Below are 14,435 nucleotides of genomic sequence, written 5' to 3' on the forward strand. Positions count from 1 at the left end.
CCCTGATACGCTGTTACCCGTAAAATTTCCTTCGCAGCGCGGAAAATTAATTCAGCCGCCGACTTCGGTTGAGCGCCAGAAGGTGTTTCAGGGCGCTGCTGAGGTGCTTTTCAACCGAACTGATCGAAATATCGAGCCGCCGCGCCACCTCGGTCTGGCTGAGGCCCTCCAGCTTATGCAGCCGGAAAATGTCGCGCGTCTTGGGCGGCAGGGCGTCGATATCGTGCAAAACGGCGCGCAGGGCCTGACGTCCGCCGACCACGGCCTCGGCATCCGGGGCGGCGTCGGCTTCGCCGGTCATTTGCGGGTTGAGCGTCTGCCACGCCTCTTCGCGGGCGTCGCGCCGCGTCAGGGTGCGGCGACGATTGAGCCACAGATTGTTGGCCATGCGGAAGAGAAAGGCCAGAGGCTCCTCGATCTCCGCGTCTATGCCGCCGCGCATCAGGCGCAGATAGAGGTCCTGAAGCACGTCCTCGGCGCTCGCCTCGTCGCCGCACAGCCGCGTCAGGTAGCGCAGAAGCACGTCGCGTTTGGCGAAATAGGTTTCCGACAGGCGCGCGGTGGGGGTCATCGGCTCTCTGAGGCGTAATCGGGATATGAATATAAGGGCGATTTCCCTTCCCGGACAAGCCTTTATGCCCGATCACGGGAGGTCAAGGTAAAAAAATCATAAAAATTTTTCGAAATGGCATGAGGGTAATCTTATCCGTCGGTGTCATCGCTACAGGAGGCTCCTCCGGAAGGTGACCATTCGTCCTGCGGGGGACAGTGGATACCGGGGTCTCCATCTTAAACCTGAACCGGGCGTCGTGAGTCTGCGACGTCCGGATTTTCTTACGGTTTTCCTCTGGGCGGGACCAGTGACATGCGTTTGCTGAACATCATGCTGACCAAGGCAAAGGGGGGAGACGGCTTGATGGCGCGTCACTACCACGATGCTCTGACGGCGGAAGGGTACGATGTGTTGAGCATCGGCCATCCCGACGGCATGTTGTCCGACCTGCCGGGTTTTCGCCCGCTCAATAACCGTTTCATTTCGGACCCCATTTGTGCCTTGCGTCTGGCGGGCTATGCCCACAGCTTCCGCCCCGATCTGGTCATTGCGCACGGCAACCGCGCCGGCCGCGCCTGTATGCTGCCCTTCATCGGCACGCGCCAGCGCACGGTGCAGGTGCTGCACACCCCCTCTTACAAGCCGCATCTGAAAGACGTTTCCGCCGCCCTGTGCGTCAGCGGCCGCGTGCGCGAAGGCGCTGAGACGCGCTTTCCCGATCTGCGCCTGTTCGATGTGGCCAATTTTTCGCACCTGCGCGCCCTGCCGGTAAAATCAAAACCCAATGCCGTGCCGGTGATCGGGGCCATGGGGCGTCTGCATTCGATCAAGGGCTTTGACCTCCTGCTCGAAGCCTGCGTCGAACTGCGTGCTGCTGGTCAGCGTTTTGAGTTGCGCATCGCCGGTGACGGCCCTGAGCGTGCCGCGCTGGAGACCCTGACGCGCCAGTTGCGCCTTGAGGACCATGTGCGTTTCTGCGGCTGGGCCAATGACCCGGCGGCCTTTTTCCGCGACGTCGATCTGTTTGTCCTGCCCTCGCGTCAGGAATCCTTTGGCCTCGTGATTATCGAAGCGCTGGCGGCCGGGGTGCCGGTGGTGGCGTCGGACACCGAAGGCCCGCGCGAAGTGCTGCGCGGCGGTCAGTTCGGGGCCCTGTTCCCCAAAGAAAACACCGCCGCTCTGGCGCAGGCCCTGGGCGGTGTGCTGGATAATGGCACGCAGTGGCTGCGTCGCGCCCGCGAAGCGCAGGCCTATGCCATTGAGTCCTTTGGTTTTGATGCCGGTCGCCGCCGTCTGCGCCGCACGGTTGAGGCTTTGGCGTGATCGAACTGTGGCAGGCGGGGTTTGTGCCGCGCCCGATCGACGATGTGGCGCAAACGCCGCCGCGCGCGGATGAGGTCATCTGGCTGCCACCGCAGGGATCATTCCGCTTCGTTGCCGACCCGTTTGGTCTGAGGCGCGACGAGGGCCTGACCGTCTTTGCCGAAACCTGGGATTATCGCGTTAAACGCGGCGAAATTCATTATTTTCAATATGATAATGAGCACAGACTGATCGGTTCGGGCCCAGCCCTAATCACGCCCTTTCACCTGTCCTATCCCTTCCTGATCGAGGAAGCGGGAGACCTCTATATGCTGCCCGAAGCGCACAAGAGCGGCGTTTTGACCCTCTATCGCTGCGAGCGCTTCCCCGACCGCTGGGTGCCGGTCAAGGCCCTGCTGGAGGTGCCTGCCATCGACGCCACCGTGGTCAAGCACGACGGGCGGTGGTGGATGTTCTACGCCTTGCCGGGGGCCGAGCGGCGGGCCATGCGCGAACTGCACGTCGCCTATGCCGATGATCTGCTGGGGCCGTGGCAGCCGCACGCCGCCAATCCGGTGCGGGCGGGTCTGGACACCTCGCGCCCCGGCGGCACGCCCTTTGTCCGCGACGGCAGGCTGCACCTGCCCATGCAGGATTGCGTGGCGACCTATGGCGCGGCGATCAACCTGCTGCGCATCGACACCCTGACGCCGGAACGCTTCTGCGCCGGGCCGGTGGCGCGTCTGACGGGCGAGGGCTTGCTGGAAGGCTATGGCGACGGCTTCCACACCCTGTCCGGGCACGGCGGTGTGACCTTTATCGACGTCAAACGCCTGCATCGCTCAGCGGCGGAACCGCTGATCAAGCTGCAATTCAAGCTCAGGAAGGCTCTGGGGAAGCGGTAAAGGCCCGCGCTAGGTCGCGCCACGCGCCCTCATCCCAGAAGCGCCGCGCCTGACCCGATGGCGACGGCAGCACCCACAGCGTCGTCTCTCCCGCCGTTTCCACCTGCCGCCCCAGCGCGATCTGCCCCGTCGGTCGCCCCAGAAAGACGCTGGCCGCCGTCTTCGAGGTAAAGGCCAGATGTCGCGGCGCATATGCCGCGATCTTGGCCTTTAAGGCCTCGGCGTCCCACGCCTCTGCGGGCAGGTCCACATCATTTCCATAGTGCGCCTTGCACAGGTCCGTCAGCCCGATCCCATAGTCGAGCAGGCGCGGATAGTCGGTGGGCGACAGCCGTTCGGGGGTCAGACCCACCTTATGCAGGGTGCGCCAGAAAAAATTCCCCGGATGGGCATAATAGGCCCGCTTCTGGGCTGACACCCGCCCCAGCGCCGTACCGCAAAACACCAGTTTCAGCCCCGGCCGCAACAGGTCCGGCACCCTGTGCGCGTCGGGTAATAGACCAGCACGGTCCAGAGGCGTCATGACGAAAGCTCGTGCTCAAGGACTATTTACACGTCAGATCAGCATCTTTTGGCAGAAAGCGTATGTTTTTCAGAATAATCGGGCCAATCGGATAAGGCCAGTGTTCGAACAATAAACGATTGGCAACCGGGCAGGTCGAGGTGGGTTTGAAGGTATAACCGCCGCCCTTTGCCACCAGCGCCATGACGGCATCGAATTTGACTATATCGGGTAGCGTACTTTCAACGCGCAGCATCATATCCGTCTGACCGGCCAATTGGCCATAGGAGAGCAGAACCGAATTGGGCGGAATGAGCGCCTTGTTATTATCTTTTACTATGGGTGGTAAAGCCTGATCCGCCGCATTGTCCACGACCTTATCCGAACGCAAAATCTTCATCGGATATTGAGGCGCATAACTCCGTAGCCAGCGGGGGGCTGTGGGCTTGCCGTCCACCACATCATATTGAATGGCAAAGGTTTCGCCCGGATAGATCAGCAGTGCGCCGTCTTCCATGATAAACGGCGATTTGCCGACGGGAATGGGTGTGTAGCTGTCCTTGTTGAGGCGCAGCACGATCTCAAGCCCACCCGCGCGGCACTGGGTGGCCGCGCAGATGGCCTCAAGACTTTGTTCTTTTGCATTGGGTGTTTGCGCAAGGGCTGTTCCTGCGGACGAGCATATATATGCCGCGAACAGCGCTATCCGGTTCCACATTTTCGATCCCCCCCATTCGATGATTGAGCTTAGCCTAAAAGCTGCCCCGGCACAAAGGCCGCGCCGCCTGTCTGGCCGCGATGGCGCAGATAGGCGTCGAGCAGGGTACAACTCATCATGGCTTCGGCCACCGGCACAGCGCGGATACCAACGCAGGGGTCGTGGCGGCCCTTGGTGCGGATATCGACGTCCTTGCCGTCAATGTCGATCGACTGACGCTCGGTCAGGATGGACGAGGTTGGCTTGAGCGCCAGACGCGCCACAATCGTCTGCCCCGTCGAAATGCCGCCCAATATGCCGCCCGCGTGGTTCGACAGGAATGCGATACCGTCCGGTCCCATGCGCATTTCATCGGCATTCTGTTCGCCGGAGAGGGTGGCGGCATTGAAGCCTTCGCCGATTTCAACACCCTTGACGGCGTTAATCGACATCAGATTGGCCGCAAGGTCCGAATCCAGCTTGCCATAGATGGGCGCCCCCCAGCCAGCGGGTACGCCTTCGGCCTGCACCTCGACCACCGCGCCGATGGAGGAGCCCGCCTTGCGGATGCCGTCTAGATAGTCTTCGAATTGCGCCAGCGTGCTGGCGTCCGGAGAAAACAGCGGGTTCTGATCGACCTGCGCCCAGTCCCAATGCGCGCGGTCGATGTGGTGGACCCCCAGTTGCACAAGGGCGGCGCGCACCGCGATCTGCGGCCCGATCAGGGTTTTCAGAACCTTCAGCGCCACGGCCCCGGCGGCGACGCGCGCCGCGGTTTCACGCGCGCTGGAGCGACCTCCGCCGCGATAGTCGCGGATACCGTACTTGGCAAAATAGGTGTAGTCGGCGTGGCCCGGCCGGAACTGACGCGCGATTTCACCGTAGTCCTTCGAGCGTTGATCGGTGTTTTCAATCAGCACCGAGATCGGCGTGCCGGTCGTCTTGCCCTCAAACACCCCCGACAAAATTTTCGCTTCGTCGGCTTCGCGGCGTTGGGTGACAAAGCGCGAACCGCCCGGCTTGCGGCGGTCGAGCGCCCCTTGCAGATCGGCCTCGGACAACGCGATCCCCGGCGGGCAGCCGTCGATCACGCAGCCGAGCGCCGGGCCGTGGCTTTCGCCCCAGGTGGTAACGCGGAAAAGATGACCGAAGCTGTTGTGCGACATGGACCCAGCGCTTTCCGAAAAGTGGGACGCACTTTTCGGATACAAAAGCGCGTTCAGCCTAAAATCAGAGCGTAATTTCGCTTGAACTTGAACGAAATACGCTCGAGCCTTGATTTTTATGCCGTGGCCATACGGCACTTCTGCGGGTCGCGCAACTCAATCGTGTTGAAGTCTCAGGCCCACTTGCGATGAAATTCGGCCAGCAGGTCTGACGCCGGGCGCAGAGGCGTCTCAAAGGCCTCAAAACGTAGATGCAGATCGCCCGCCGGATAACGCGGCGTGGCGGGCAGGCCCAAGCCTTTGAGCGTCAGGCGGTTATCGACGGCCTCGCTCAGATCGACCGTCTGCGGGCCGTGCGGTGTCTCGACGCGTACCTGTCCGCCCAGCCGCAGACGTCGGGCATCAACCGGCACGCTCAGGCAGAGGTCGTGGCCCTCAACGTGCAACTCATCGCGGCGTTCGATCTCGATGCGGAAGACGTATTCGGTGCCGCCGGGGCGTGTGGCTTTCAGCCGCAGCCGCTCGCCATCACGCAGACCGGGGGGCAGCGTCATGCGCAGCGATTTACGATGCATCAGGCTGCGGCCGGGTCCGGCGTCGTGGATCAGCTCCAGCGGCAAGGGCACATCGGTGACGACGGGGCCGCCCTTGACGGCCACCTCAGGACTAAGGCGCAGGGGCTCAGCCGTGTCCGACAGTTCCTCTATGATTTCCGACAGGTCCGGGCCATTCCTGATCTGACGCATCAGGAGGTCGCGCGCCAGAATCAACCGTCGCAGTGGGGCCTCTGAGCCGTTCAGGTCCGGATGCGCGCGTTTGGCCAGTCGGCGAAAGGCCGCCTGCACGTCGTGGCCGCTGACCGGTTCGCTAAGACCAAGGACGCTGAGGGCTGAGGTTCGGTTCATTCTGAAGGGACAGACAAGGGAGGTGTTGACGCACTGTGCCCGCCTATGGTCAACAGCGGGTTAACAAACCCCTATAGCTCCTCGGCGTGCCGAGGGTCGGGATGTCTTGCTGAATGTCATCCCCTTCTTATGTTGAAGCGTATGCAGGATGCCCTACCACCGCAGCTTTGCGGCGCGGTCCCGTCCGCATCAAAGGTATAGGTCTGGAGAAATGTTATGTCCCGTTCTGATCTGATCCCGCCCAGCCCCGACTATGCCGACGCCCACGCGGCCAATGAGGCCGATATCGACGGCGCCGAGCCGTTCGACCTGTTTGGTCAATGGTTGATGGATGCGCGGGGCAAGGAGCCGAACGACCCCAACGCCATGACGGTGGCCACGGTGGACGCCGATGGGATGCCGGATGCGCGCATGGTTCTGCTCAAGGATTTCGACCGGCAGGGCTTTGTTTTTTATACCAATACCCAAAGCGCCAAGGGCCGTCAGATACTGGGGGCGCGCAAGGCGGCGCTGCTGTTCCACTGGAAATCGCTGCGCCGTCAGGTGCGTATCCGTGGCACGGTCGAAATCGTCAGCGACGCCGAGGCGGACGAATATTTCGCCTCACGCGCCCGCAATTCGCAGATCGGGGCCTGGGCGTCGGAGCAGTCACGGCCGCTGGAAAGCCGCTTTGCGCTGGAAAAGCGCGTCGCCGAATATGGTCTGAAATTCAGCATCGGGGCCGTGCCGCGTCCGCCGCACTGGACGGGTTTCCGCATCGTACCGACGGAGATGGAATTCTGGCGCGACAAGCCGTTCCGCCTGCACGACCGCCTCAAGTTCGAACGCGCCGGCGACGGGTGGGTGAAGGCGAAGCTCTATCCGTAAAAAATACGAAACCTGGAGGCCGTTCGGGCGCTTTCTTAAAACCACAGATTGCACAGATTACACAGATTTTGAGTCTCAGATTACCCTACGGGGGAGTCTAAAGGCGCGCAGCGCCAATCTGTGAAATCTGTGAAATCTGTGGTTATCAATAATGTCAGAGCGTCAGTCTGAGGCCTGCCGCAGTGCGGGGCAGCATCCGTGTCAATCCGTGGCCAAACCTTATTCCTCTCACCACCCTGATGGATGAGGGGAATAGTAGGGCCGCACGTCCCACACGCTGAGGCCCGCCGCACGGGCCGCCTCTATCCCTTCGTCGCTGTCCTCATAGGCGTGGGCCTCAGACGGCGCGACGCCCAGACGGCGGCAAGCCTCAAGATAAAGGTCTGGGGCCGGTTTACCGACGCCCGTATCTTCAAACGCCACTACGGCATCAAAACGCTCATAGAGGCCGATGGCTTTCAGAGTCGCCTCAACAATCCCCCTTTGCCCACCGGAACAGACCCCCAGTTTCAGCTTCCCATAACAGGCCCTGACCAGCGCTTCGGTGGCGGGAATCGCCCGCACGGCGTCGATATGGTCAAGAAACAGGGGGGCATTGCGCGCGGCGACGGCTTCGGCATCGAAGGCCACGCCGGTCTCCTGCGCCACGGCCTCCAGCAGGGCTTTACGCGACCAGCCCAGCCGCGCGGCGTAAAAGTCAGCGCGAAAGTCGATGCCAAAAGGCGCTAACGCCACCCGAAAGGCCCGGTAATGGGCGGCGAAGGTGTCGGCCAGCGTCCCGTCGCAATCGAAGATCAGGGCTTTGGCGTGTGCGGGTGGGCGCAGCGAGTCAGGAAACATCATCCGAACTGTCTATACCAACCGCCCCGTCATGGCTTGACGAAAAGGCGCGCTGAGTCCAGACAGACGGGGTTTCCCCGTATCCTGAGTATCCTGCATGACCGCCCCCCTTTCGCCTGATGTGTTGCCTGACGCCCTGATTGCGCACCTGTCCGAAGGGGCGGATGACATCATCACCACCTCCTGCGCCGTGGTGATCCTGAAGGGCAAGCGCGCCTATAAGGTGAAAAAGAGCGTCGATTACGGCTTTCTCGACTTCACCTCGGTCGAAAAGCGCCGCAAGGCCCTGCTGCGCGAACTGCGCTACAATCAGCGCATGGCCGCCGACATCTATCTGGGGGTTGAGGAGATCAGAGGCGAAAGCGTGCTGGTCATGCGCCGCTTCGATACGGCCGGAGTGCTGGCCGAACAGAGCCAGTCGCGCGCGGACTGGGCACCTGATCTCGACCTGATGCACGATCTGGGGCAGATCGTGGCGCAGTTCCATGCCGGGTCTGAAATCTGCCGCGACGCCGAACACGAATTCAACATCAAATACGTCATCGACTCCAACAAGAAGAATATCGAGATCTTCCGCGACGAGCTTGGGGCCGAGGCGGTCGATGCCTATGATCGCGCCATTCAGGCCGCCTATGCCGAGCTGGTCGGGGATGTGAAACGCCGCTTTTCCGAAGGCTATGTGCGCCACTGCCACGGCGATCTGCACCTCGGCAATATATTGATCGAGAACGACAGGCCGGTGCTCTTCGACTGTATCGAGTTCAATGAGCGTCTGAGCCAGATCGACGTGCTCTATGATCTCGCCTTCCTGCTGATGGACCTGTGGGTGAGGGGGCATGACGCCGCCGCCAACACGGTGCTCAACATCTATGTCGAAAAGGCCGCGCGGCTGGAGGACGACATCCACAGCGTCTATGCCGGGCTGAAACTGCTGCCGCTCTATATGTCGGTGCGCGCCGGGGTGCGCTGCCACGTCAATGCCAACTATGGCGGCACACCCAACTACGCCATGGAAAAGGCGAAGATGTATCTTCAGGCGGCCCAAGCCTTCCTGGAGATGAAGCCGGCCGAACTTCTGGCCGTGGGCGGGCTGTCCGGGTCGGGCAAGAGCACCCATTCGCGCCACATCGCGCCGCAGACGGGGCGCGCCCCCGGTGCGCTGGTGCTGCGCTCAGACGAGATGCGCAAGCGCCTGTGGGCCTGTCCGGAGTTCGAGACCCTGCCGAAGGAAGCCTACACGCCGGAAGAGAATGCGCGGGTGTACACGCACATGTTCGATCTGGCCCGCACAGCGGTGCAAAGCGGTCAGTCGGTCATTCTCGACGCCACCTTCCGCAATCAGGACCGCGCACGCGAAGCGCAGGCTTTGGCGGAAACGCAGGGCGTTGCCTTCCGGGCTTTGTGGATGGACGTCCCGGCGGATGAGCGTCTGAGGCGTGTCCTGCAAAGGCGCAACGATGTGTCTGACGCCACGCCGGACATTGCCGGGGCGCAGACCGATCCTCAACTGGACAGCACAATCTGGACCCTGACGCCAAACCCGTGAGCCGGCTCAGGGTAAATATCGCGTGAGAAGGTGCATTTTTGACACGTTTCCTGCGTATTGTTCGCGCAACAACAGGTACACCGGTGACGCGGCCTTGTGATTGTCAGAGGGTCGGGCCGGGGCACAGAAAAGAGTATAGGGCTGGGACAAAGTGTCTGACGAGATGACGCATTTTGACGGCGAAACCGCAGTGGACACCGGGCGGGTGCGCAAGAAGGGCTTTGGGTTTGCGCCGATCGCCTTTGTCATTAGCCTGTTTGCGCCCTTGACCTACCTCACGGCCATGATGGCCACGCGCACGGGCTATATCAGCTACGATCTGGGCTTCAACACCATCGCCTTGAACTATGTGCCAAAGATGGCCACCTTGGCTATGATCCTGTCGGCCCTGTCGCTGCTGATCTCGCTGTTCAAGGCGCCGAAAACCTACGGACCGTGGGCTCTGGGCGCAGTGCTGGTGTCGGGATCGGTACTGGCCGGCTATTACGCCTATGAACTGAGGTTGAAGTCGAGTCCGCCGATTCATGAGGTGGCGACCGACTGGGAACGCCCGGTCACCTTCTCGACCAAGCTGATTGAGGCACGTGGCCCCGCGGCGCACGTGGTGGAAGACGCCCCCTATGTCGGGCGCAACGTCGCCTATGAATGGGCAGGACAGTCGCTGGCGGCCATCAATGCCCAGACCTGCCCGCTGGCGTCCTCTATCACGGGCCATACTAAAGACGCCGAAGCGGTGGCCCGCATCCTCAGAGAGCAGGGCTATGTGGTCTTCGGCAAATCCGACTGGCGCGTCGAAGCCACCTGGGAAGACCCGTGGTGGGGTAACAAATCGGACATCGTGGTGCGACTCGATCCGGACAAGACCGATATCCGCTCGGTCAGCCGCGAGGAGGCCGTCGATCTGGGCGGCAATTGCCAGCGCGTCATGGCGCTGATCGCGCGGCTCAAATCCTAGATTTTTTGTCACACAGGGCGGCTTAGAGCGCATTCCGAAAAGTGTGCAACGGTTTTCGGAATCAAATGCGCGATAAAACAAAGCGTTAGAGCGGAGTTTCGATTCGGCCTGTACGAAATCCGCTCTAACAGGGCGGCTTAAGACTTGCTTTACCCTCTCCATCTGTCGAGAGGAGCCTGTCATGCTGTCCCGTTTTGGTCTTTTTGTTTCAAAACGCGCCCTTTATGTGGTGACGGGCTGGCTGATCCTGTTTGCGGCGCAATTAAGCGTGGCCAGTTGCACCCCTGAACCTGTCACTGGTTACGCGGTGCGCATCAGTGCTGAACGCTGAGTCCTGCCTGTAACACCAAGATAAAACATGAGTTTGTCCAAGGTTCGCCTTGTGTGACTCTGCACGCCTTATTCATGCTGCATTGCAACATAAATAACCGCGTTTCCTAAAAATAAGTTTCAATTGAAACGTAATGGCATTGCATTCCTGTTGCGAGCCTGCCGTGCGGAATTGCTCTTTTGTGGGGATAAACACGCTTGTTCAGGTGTGAAATCCTAAATTTTATCCAATTGTTTCAGAGAAGTTATCGATCTTATGATGCGCGTGTGTATCGGCGTATCAATGAGTGTGGGTGTCTAACGCATTCAAAAAATTGATGAAATCTTTTTGTGCCGCGCACGAAAGATCATTTTTTGGCCGCATTTGATCGATTTTGAGCCATTACGTTTCGACTGTGACTTAATTGGAACAGGTTGCAGTCGTAATTTAATCTTTCTTGTCACGAGATTGACGGAATTGTGACTGCGATGTCCTACTCACTCCCAACAGCTCAGGCTGGAAATAAAGGTCGGGACATATCGACCTAAACCGGAGAACTCAGAGTGAAAAAAGACATCAAGAGATCAGGCCTCCTGGCCTCGACCGCTTTCTGTTCGGCGGCCTTGTCGGTGCTTGCCATGGCACCGCTGGCCCACGCCCAGGACGCCAAGGAAGCCAAAGCTGACGAGCCCGTTGAGGTCGTCGTCACGGGTTCGCGCATCCGTATGCCGAACATCACCGCCATCAGCCCCATCTCGACGGTCAACGCCGCTGACATTCAGGCGCAAGGCATCACCCGCGTTGAAGACATGCTGAACAGCATGCCGCAGGTCTTCGCCGGTCAGGGCAGCTTCTATTCTAACGGTTCGAACGGTACGGCCACGGTTAACCTGCGTGGTCTCGGTGCGTCGCGCACCCTGACGCTGATTAACGGCCGTCGTCTGGGGCCAGGTGTTGCTGGTGCTTCAGCGGCCGACCTGAACTTCATCCCGGCTTCGCTGGTGAAGCGCATCGACATCGTGACCGGCGGCGGTTCGGCCGTTTATGGTTCGGACGCTATCGCGGGTGTCGTCAACTTCCTCATGGACGACAAGTTCGAAGGCCTTGAACTGCAAGCCACTACGGCGCAGTACATGCACAAGAACGACAACGCCATTCAGTCGGTTGTCAAGGCACGCGGTTTCGCGCTGCCGGAAGAAAATGTTGTTGATGGCAAGACCAAGGAATTTTCGATCACCTACGGGTCCGGTTCCGACGACGGCCGTAGCCATGTGACGGCCTACGCCACCTACATGACCAATGAGGCTGTGCTTCAGGCCAACCGCGACTTCTCGTCCTGTAGCCTGACGGGTGGCGCTACCTTCACCTGCGGTGGTTCGGGTACCGCCAACCCGGCGCGCATCGGAAACTTCCAGGTCGCGGGTTCGGGCGCTTCGGCGACCCTCGTCGCGCGTTCGCCGGCTTATGTGTATAACTTCGGGCCGACCAACTATTACATGCGTCCGGCCGAACGGTACACGGCGGGGGCTTTCGCCACCTATAAGGTGAATGACAAGGTCGAAGTCTATGGCGAACTGATGGCCATGTACGGCACTTCGGTTGCCCAGATCGCGCCGGGCGGTATCTTCGCCGGCACGCAGACCATCAACTGCGACAACGCCTTTGCTACCGCTCAGCAATTGTCGGTCATGTGTGGTGCCAATGCGGGCAGCAGCACGGCGAACTTCACCGGCGTGGTAGCGCGTCGTAACGTGGAAGGTGGCGGGCGTCAAAGCGCCTTCTCGCTGACCTCTTATCGCATGGTGTTTGGTGCACGCGGCGAATTGGCGCCGGGTTGGGATTACGATGCCTATCTGTCGTACTTCTCTAATACGGCGACCCAGGACACGCTCAACTACTTCATGACGCCGAACATCGCCAAGGCCTTGATCGCGCGTAAGGATGCGTCGGGCAAGATCGTCTGTCAGTCGGTGATCGACGGTTCGGACCCGGCCTGTGTGCCCTATAACCTGTTCAGCGCCGGAGGCGTTACCGCCGAAGCTCTGGCCTACCTGCAGGCCCCTGGCGGGAACAAAAGAGTTAATAACCAGAAGACCTTGGCCTTCTCCGTTTCGGGGGACTTGGGTCAGTACGGCGTGAAGTCGCCTTGGGCGTCCAAGGGCGTCGGCTACGAGTCGCGTAAGGATTCGGCTGATTCCCGCGCGGACTACCTGTCTAAGTCGGGACTGTTGTCGGGTGCCGGTGGTGCAGACCCTGACGTAAGCGGCAAGACTTCGGTCAAGGAAATCTACGGCGAAGCCCGTGTTCCGGTCATCGAAGACATGGCCTTTGCCAAGGACCTGTCGTTTGAACTGGGTTACCGCTATTCGGACTACGAAATTTCGGGTGGCCTTGAAAACTACAAGGTCGGTATCGAATACGCCCCGGTCAGCGAACTGCGCCTGCGCACCAGCTTCCAGCGCGCCTCCCGCGGCCCGAACATCAACGAACTGTTTACCCCGCAGGTGGTGGGCCTCGATGGTTCGACCGATCCCTGCGCCGGTACGGCGGCTGAACTCGCGGCTGCGGGTATGACGCCTGAAAAGTGTGCGCGTTCGGGCGTGACGGCTGCTCTGTACGGCAAGATCGAATCCAACCCGGCGGCTCAGTATAACGGCCTCGGCGGCGGTAACCCGAACGTCAAGCCGGAAACCAGCGACACGATCGCACTGGGTTTTGTGGCTCAGCCCTCCTTCATCCAAGGCCTGACGGTCACCGTCGATGCCTTCGACATCCGCGTGCGTGACTTCATCGGTGGCGTCGGGGCTGATCTGGCGATCAACCGCTGCGTCGATACGGGCAATCCGTACTTCTGTGGCCTGATCAAGCGCGACTCTCAGGGCTCTCTGTTCCTGTCGAACAACGGCTACATCATCAACACCACCCTGAACGTGGGTTCGCTGCGCACGGTCGGTGCTGATTTCAACGTTGACTATTCGGCACCTCTGTCGCGCTTCGGTCTCGAAGACCTCGGCTCGGTGAAGGTGGCTCTGACCGGCACCCTGCTCGATCAGTACAAGATCCAGCCGCTGCCGGGCGATCCGTCCTATGACTGCGCCGGTTACTTCGGTTCGGTCTGTGGCACGCCTAACCCCGAATGGCGTCACAAGATGCGCGTGACCTGGAACACGCCGTGGAACGACCTCGCCGTCAGCGCTCAATGGCGTTACTTCGGTTCGGTTGACCTCGACGCGACGTCCGAAGATCCGCAGATGAAGAATGTCGGCCTGCGTCGTGCGACCGACCTGAAGATCGATGCCTATAACTACCTCGATCTGACGGCCGCCATGACCTTCAAGGAAAAGTACACGGTCCGCCTCGGTATCAACAACGTGCTGGATAAGGATCCCCCGATCATCGGCGACGGTAACGGTGGTCCGGCAGGCCCGTACAACGGCAACACCTTCGCTCAGGTCTATGACGTTCTCGGACGTTATGCCTACCTGACCCTGACGGCGAAGTTCTGATAAACGCCTGAATGTCCGGAGAGGCTTGTCCTCTCCGGCGCAGCGATTTGAAAAGCATGTTTCGGCCCTTGCGGATCGGGACATGCTTTTTTCTTTTGGGGCAGGGAAGAGGCCCAGGACAAACAGACATTACAATCAAACAAAAACCGCGCCCGGAGGACCGGACGCGGTTTTTTAGTTTCCGATGCGGAAACTATCTTACTTGATCTTGCCTTCACGGAATTCGACGTGCTTGCGCACGACCGGGTCGTACTTCTTCAGCACGAGCTTTTCGGTCTTGGTGCGGGCGTTCTTCTTTGTGACGTAGAAGAAGCCGGTGTCCGCCGTCGAGTTCAGGCGGATCTTGATGGAGGCGGGCTTAGCCATGGCGGAACCTTAACA

General features: G+C 60.4%; 14 protein-coding genes. 7 read left to right on the plus strand and 7 right to left on the minus strand.

Annotation, left to right across the window (positions count from 1 at the left end; all coding sequences use genetic code 11):
- Positions 1-46 precede the first annotated feature (46 nt).
- The gene (locus tag EM6_RS12190; RefSeq protein ID WP_126423404.1) at positions 47-571 is read right to left on the minus strand and encodes an RNA polymerase sigma factor; all 525 of its coding nucleotides are present in this window, start codon (positions 569-571) and stop codon (positions 47-49) included.
- A gap of 294 nt (positions 572-865) precedes the next feature.
- On the opposite strand from EM6_RS12190, the gene EM6_RS12195 reads away from it, so the two are divergent.
- Both EM6_RS12195 and EM6_RS12200 read left to right on the plus strand, forming a co-directional pair.
- Positions 866-1,876, plus strand: coding sequence for a glycosyltransferase (locus EM6_RS12195; protein ID WP_126423406.1), 1,011 nt, complete (start codon positions 866-868; stop codon positions 1,874-1,876).
- Complete coding sequence (locus EM6_RS12200) at positions 1,873-2,760, plus strand: hypothetical protein (protein WP_126423408.1); 888 nt, start codon at positions 1,873-1,875, stop codon at positions 2,758-2,760. The genes EM6_RS12195 and EM6_RS12200 overlap by 4 nt, the downstream gene beginning before the upstream one ends.
- Here EM6_RS12200 and EM6_RS12205 read toward each other — a convergent pair.
- The 4 genes from EM6_RS12205 to EM6_RS12220 all read right to left on the minus strand — a co-directional run bounded on the left by EM6_RS12205 (position 2,735) and on the right by EM6_RS12220 (position 6,030).
- Positions 2,735-3,283: a mismatch-specific DNA-glycosylase gene (locus EM6_RS12205; protein ID WP_126423410.1), complete on the minus strand. Its 549-nt coding sequence runs from the start codon at positions 3,281-3,283 to the stop codon at positions 2,735-2,737. The two genes, EM6_RS12200 and EM6_RS12205, sit on opposite strands and share 26 nt — an antisense overlap.
- A 22-nt stretch (positions 3,284-3,305) precedes the next feature.
- Entirely contained in the window at positions 3,306-3,980 is a 675-nt protein-coding gene (locus EM6_RS12210; protein WP_126423412.1) for a hypothetical protein, read from the minus strand.
- 29 nt (positions 3,981-4,009) lie between these two features.
- Positions 4,010-5,125: a chorismate synthase gene (gene aroC / locus EM6_RS12215; RefSeq protein WP_126423414.1), complete on the minus strand. Its 1,116-nt coding sequence runs from the start codon at positions 5,123-5,125 to the stop codon at positions 4,010-4,012.
- A 173-nt stretch (positions 5,126-5,298) separates the two neighbouring features.
- Positions 5,299-6,030 (minus strand): DnaJ C-terminal domain-containing protein, encoded by a 732-nt coding sequence (locus tag EM6_RS12220; protein ID WP_126423416.1) that lies wholly within the window; start codon positions 6,028-6,030, stop codon positions 5,299-5,301.
- A 216-nt stretch (positions 6,031-6,246) separates the two neighbouring features.
- Here EM6_RS12220 and pdxH point away from each other — a divergent pair, with 216 nt between their 5' ends.
- Positions 6,247-6,897: a pyridoxamine 5'-phosphate oxidase gene (gene pdxH / locus EM6_RS12225; RefSeq protein ID WP_126423418.1), complete on the plus strand. Its 651-nt coding sequence runs from the start codon at positions 6,247-6,249 to the stop codon at positions 6,895-6,897.
- Between the two features lie 228 nt (positions 6,898-7,125).
- Here pdxH and EM6_RS12230 read toward each other — a convergent pair whose 3' ends face one another.
- On the minus strand, positions 7,126-7,740 hold the full coding sequence (locus EM6_RS12230; RefSeq protein WP_232037166.1) for an HAD family hydrolase: 615 nt from the start codon (positions 7,738-7,740) through the stop codon (positions 7,126-7,128).
- A 94-nt stretch (positions 7,741-7,834) separates the two neighbouring features.
- Here EM6_RS12230 and EM6_RS12235 point away from each other — a divergent pair, with 94 nt between their 5' ends.
- The 4 genes from EM6_RS12235 to EM6_RS12245 all read left to right on the plus strand — a co-directional run bounded on the left by EM6_RS12235 (position 7,835) and on the right by EM6_RS12245 (position 14,054).
- Positions 7,835-9,283 (plus strand): AAA family ATPase, encoded by a 1,449-nt coding sequence (locus EM6_RS12235; protein ID WP_126423420.1) that lies wholly within the window; start codon positions 7,835-7,837, stop codon positions 9,281-9,283.
- Between the two features lie 163 nt (positions 9,284-9,446).
- Positions 9,447-10,238, plus strand: coding sequence for a DUF1499 domain-containing protein (locus EM6_RS12240; RefSeq protein WP_126423422.1), 792 nt, complete (start codon positions 9,447-9,449; stop codon positions 10,236-10,238).
- Between the two features lie 181 nt (positions 10,239-10,419).
- Complete coding sequence (locus EM6_RS17380; RefSeq protein WP_172961249.1) at positions 10,420-10,569, plus strand: hypothetical protein; 150 nt, start codon at positions 10,420-10,422, stop codon at positions 10,567-10,569.
- A 542-nt stretch (positions 10,570-11,111) separates the two neighbouring features.
- Positions 11,112-14,054: a TonB-dependent receptor plug domain-containing protein gene (locus EM6_RS12245; protein ID WP_126423424.1), complete on the plus strand. Its 2,943-nt coding sequence runs from the start codon at positions 11,112-11,114 to the stop codon at positions 14,052-14,054.
- A gap of 198 nt (positions 14,055-14,252) precedes the next feature.
- On the opposite strand, the gene rpmG is transcribed toward EM6_RS12245, so the two are convergent.
- Positions 14,253-14,420, minus strand: a complete 168-nt coding sequence (gene rpmG, locus EM6_RS12250; protein ID WP_013480935.1) for a 50S ribosomal protein L33 — start codon at positions 14,418-14,420, stop codon at positions 14,253-14,255.
- Positions 14,421-14,435 lie beyond the last annotated feature (15 nt).

It is taken from the genome of Asticcacaulis excentricus, from assembly GCF_003966695.1.
In the GTDB taxonomy this organism is placed as follows: Bacteria; Pseudomonadota; Alphaproteobacteria; order Caulobacterales; family Caulobacteraceae; genus Asticcacaulis; species Asticcacaulis excentricus_A.

Excerpts from the sequence above, each read along its gene's own strand:
- EM6_RS12190 (WP_126423404.1), bottom strand. The coding sequence starts at position 571 with ATGACCCCCACCGCGCGCCTGTCGGAAACCTATTTCGCCAAACGCGAC.
- EM6_RS12195 (WP_126423406.1), top strand. The coding sequence starts at position 866 with ATGCGTTTGCTGAACATCATGCTGACCAAGGCAAAGGGGGGAGACGGC.
- EM6_RS12205 (WP_126423410.1), bottom strand. The coding sequence starts at position 3,283 with ATGACGCCTCTGGACCGTGCTGGTCTATTACCCGACGCGCACAGGGTG.
- EM6_RS12210 (WP_126423412.1), bottom strand. The coding sequence starts at position 3,980 with ATGTGGAACCGGATAGCGCTGTTCGCGGCATATATATGCTCGTCCGCA.
- aroC (WP_126423414.1), bottom strand. The coding sequence starts at position 5,125 with ATGTCGCACAACAGCTTCGGTCATCTTTTCCGCGTTACCACCTGGGGC.
- EM6_RS12220 (WP_126423416.1), bottom strand. The coding sequence starts at position 6,030 with ATGAACCGAACCTCAGCCCTCAGCGTCCTTGGTCTTAGCGAACCGGTC.
- pdxH (WP_126423418.1), top strand. The coding sequence starts at position 6,247 with ATGTCCCGTTCTGATCTGATCCCGCCCAGCCCCGACTATGCCGACGCC.
- EM6_RS12230 (WP_232037166.1), bottom strand. The coding sequence starts at position 7,740 with ATGATGTTTCCTGACTCGCTGCGCCCACCCGCACACGCCAAAGCCCTG.
- EM6_RS12235 (WP_126423420.1), top strand. The coding sequence starts at position 7,835 with ATGACCGCCCCCCTTTCGCCTGATGTGTTGCCTGACGCCCTGATTGCG.
- EM6_RS12240 (WP_126423422.1), top strand. The coding sequence starts at position 9,447 with ATGACGCATTTTGACGGCGAAACCGCAGTGGACACCGGGCGGGTGCGC.
- EM6_RS17380 (WP_172961249.1), top strand. The coding sequence starts at position 10,420 with ATGCTGTCCCGTTTTGGTCTTTTTGTTTCAAAACGCGCCCTTTATGTG.
- rpmG (WP_013480935.1), bottom strand. The coding sequence starts at position 14,420 with ATGGCTAAGCCCGCCTCCATCAAGATCCGCCTGAACTCGACGGCGGAC.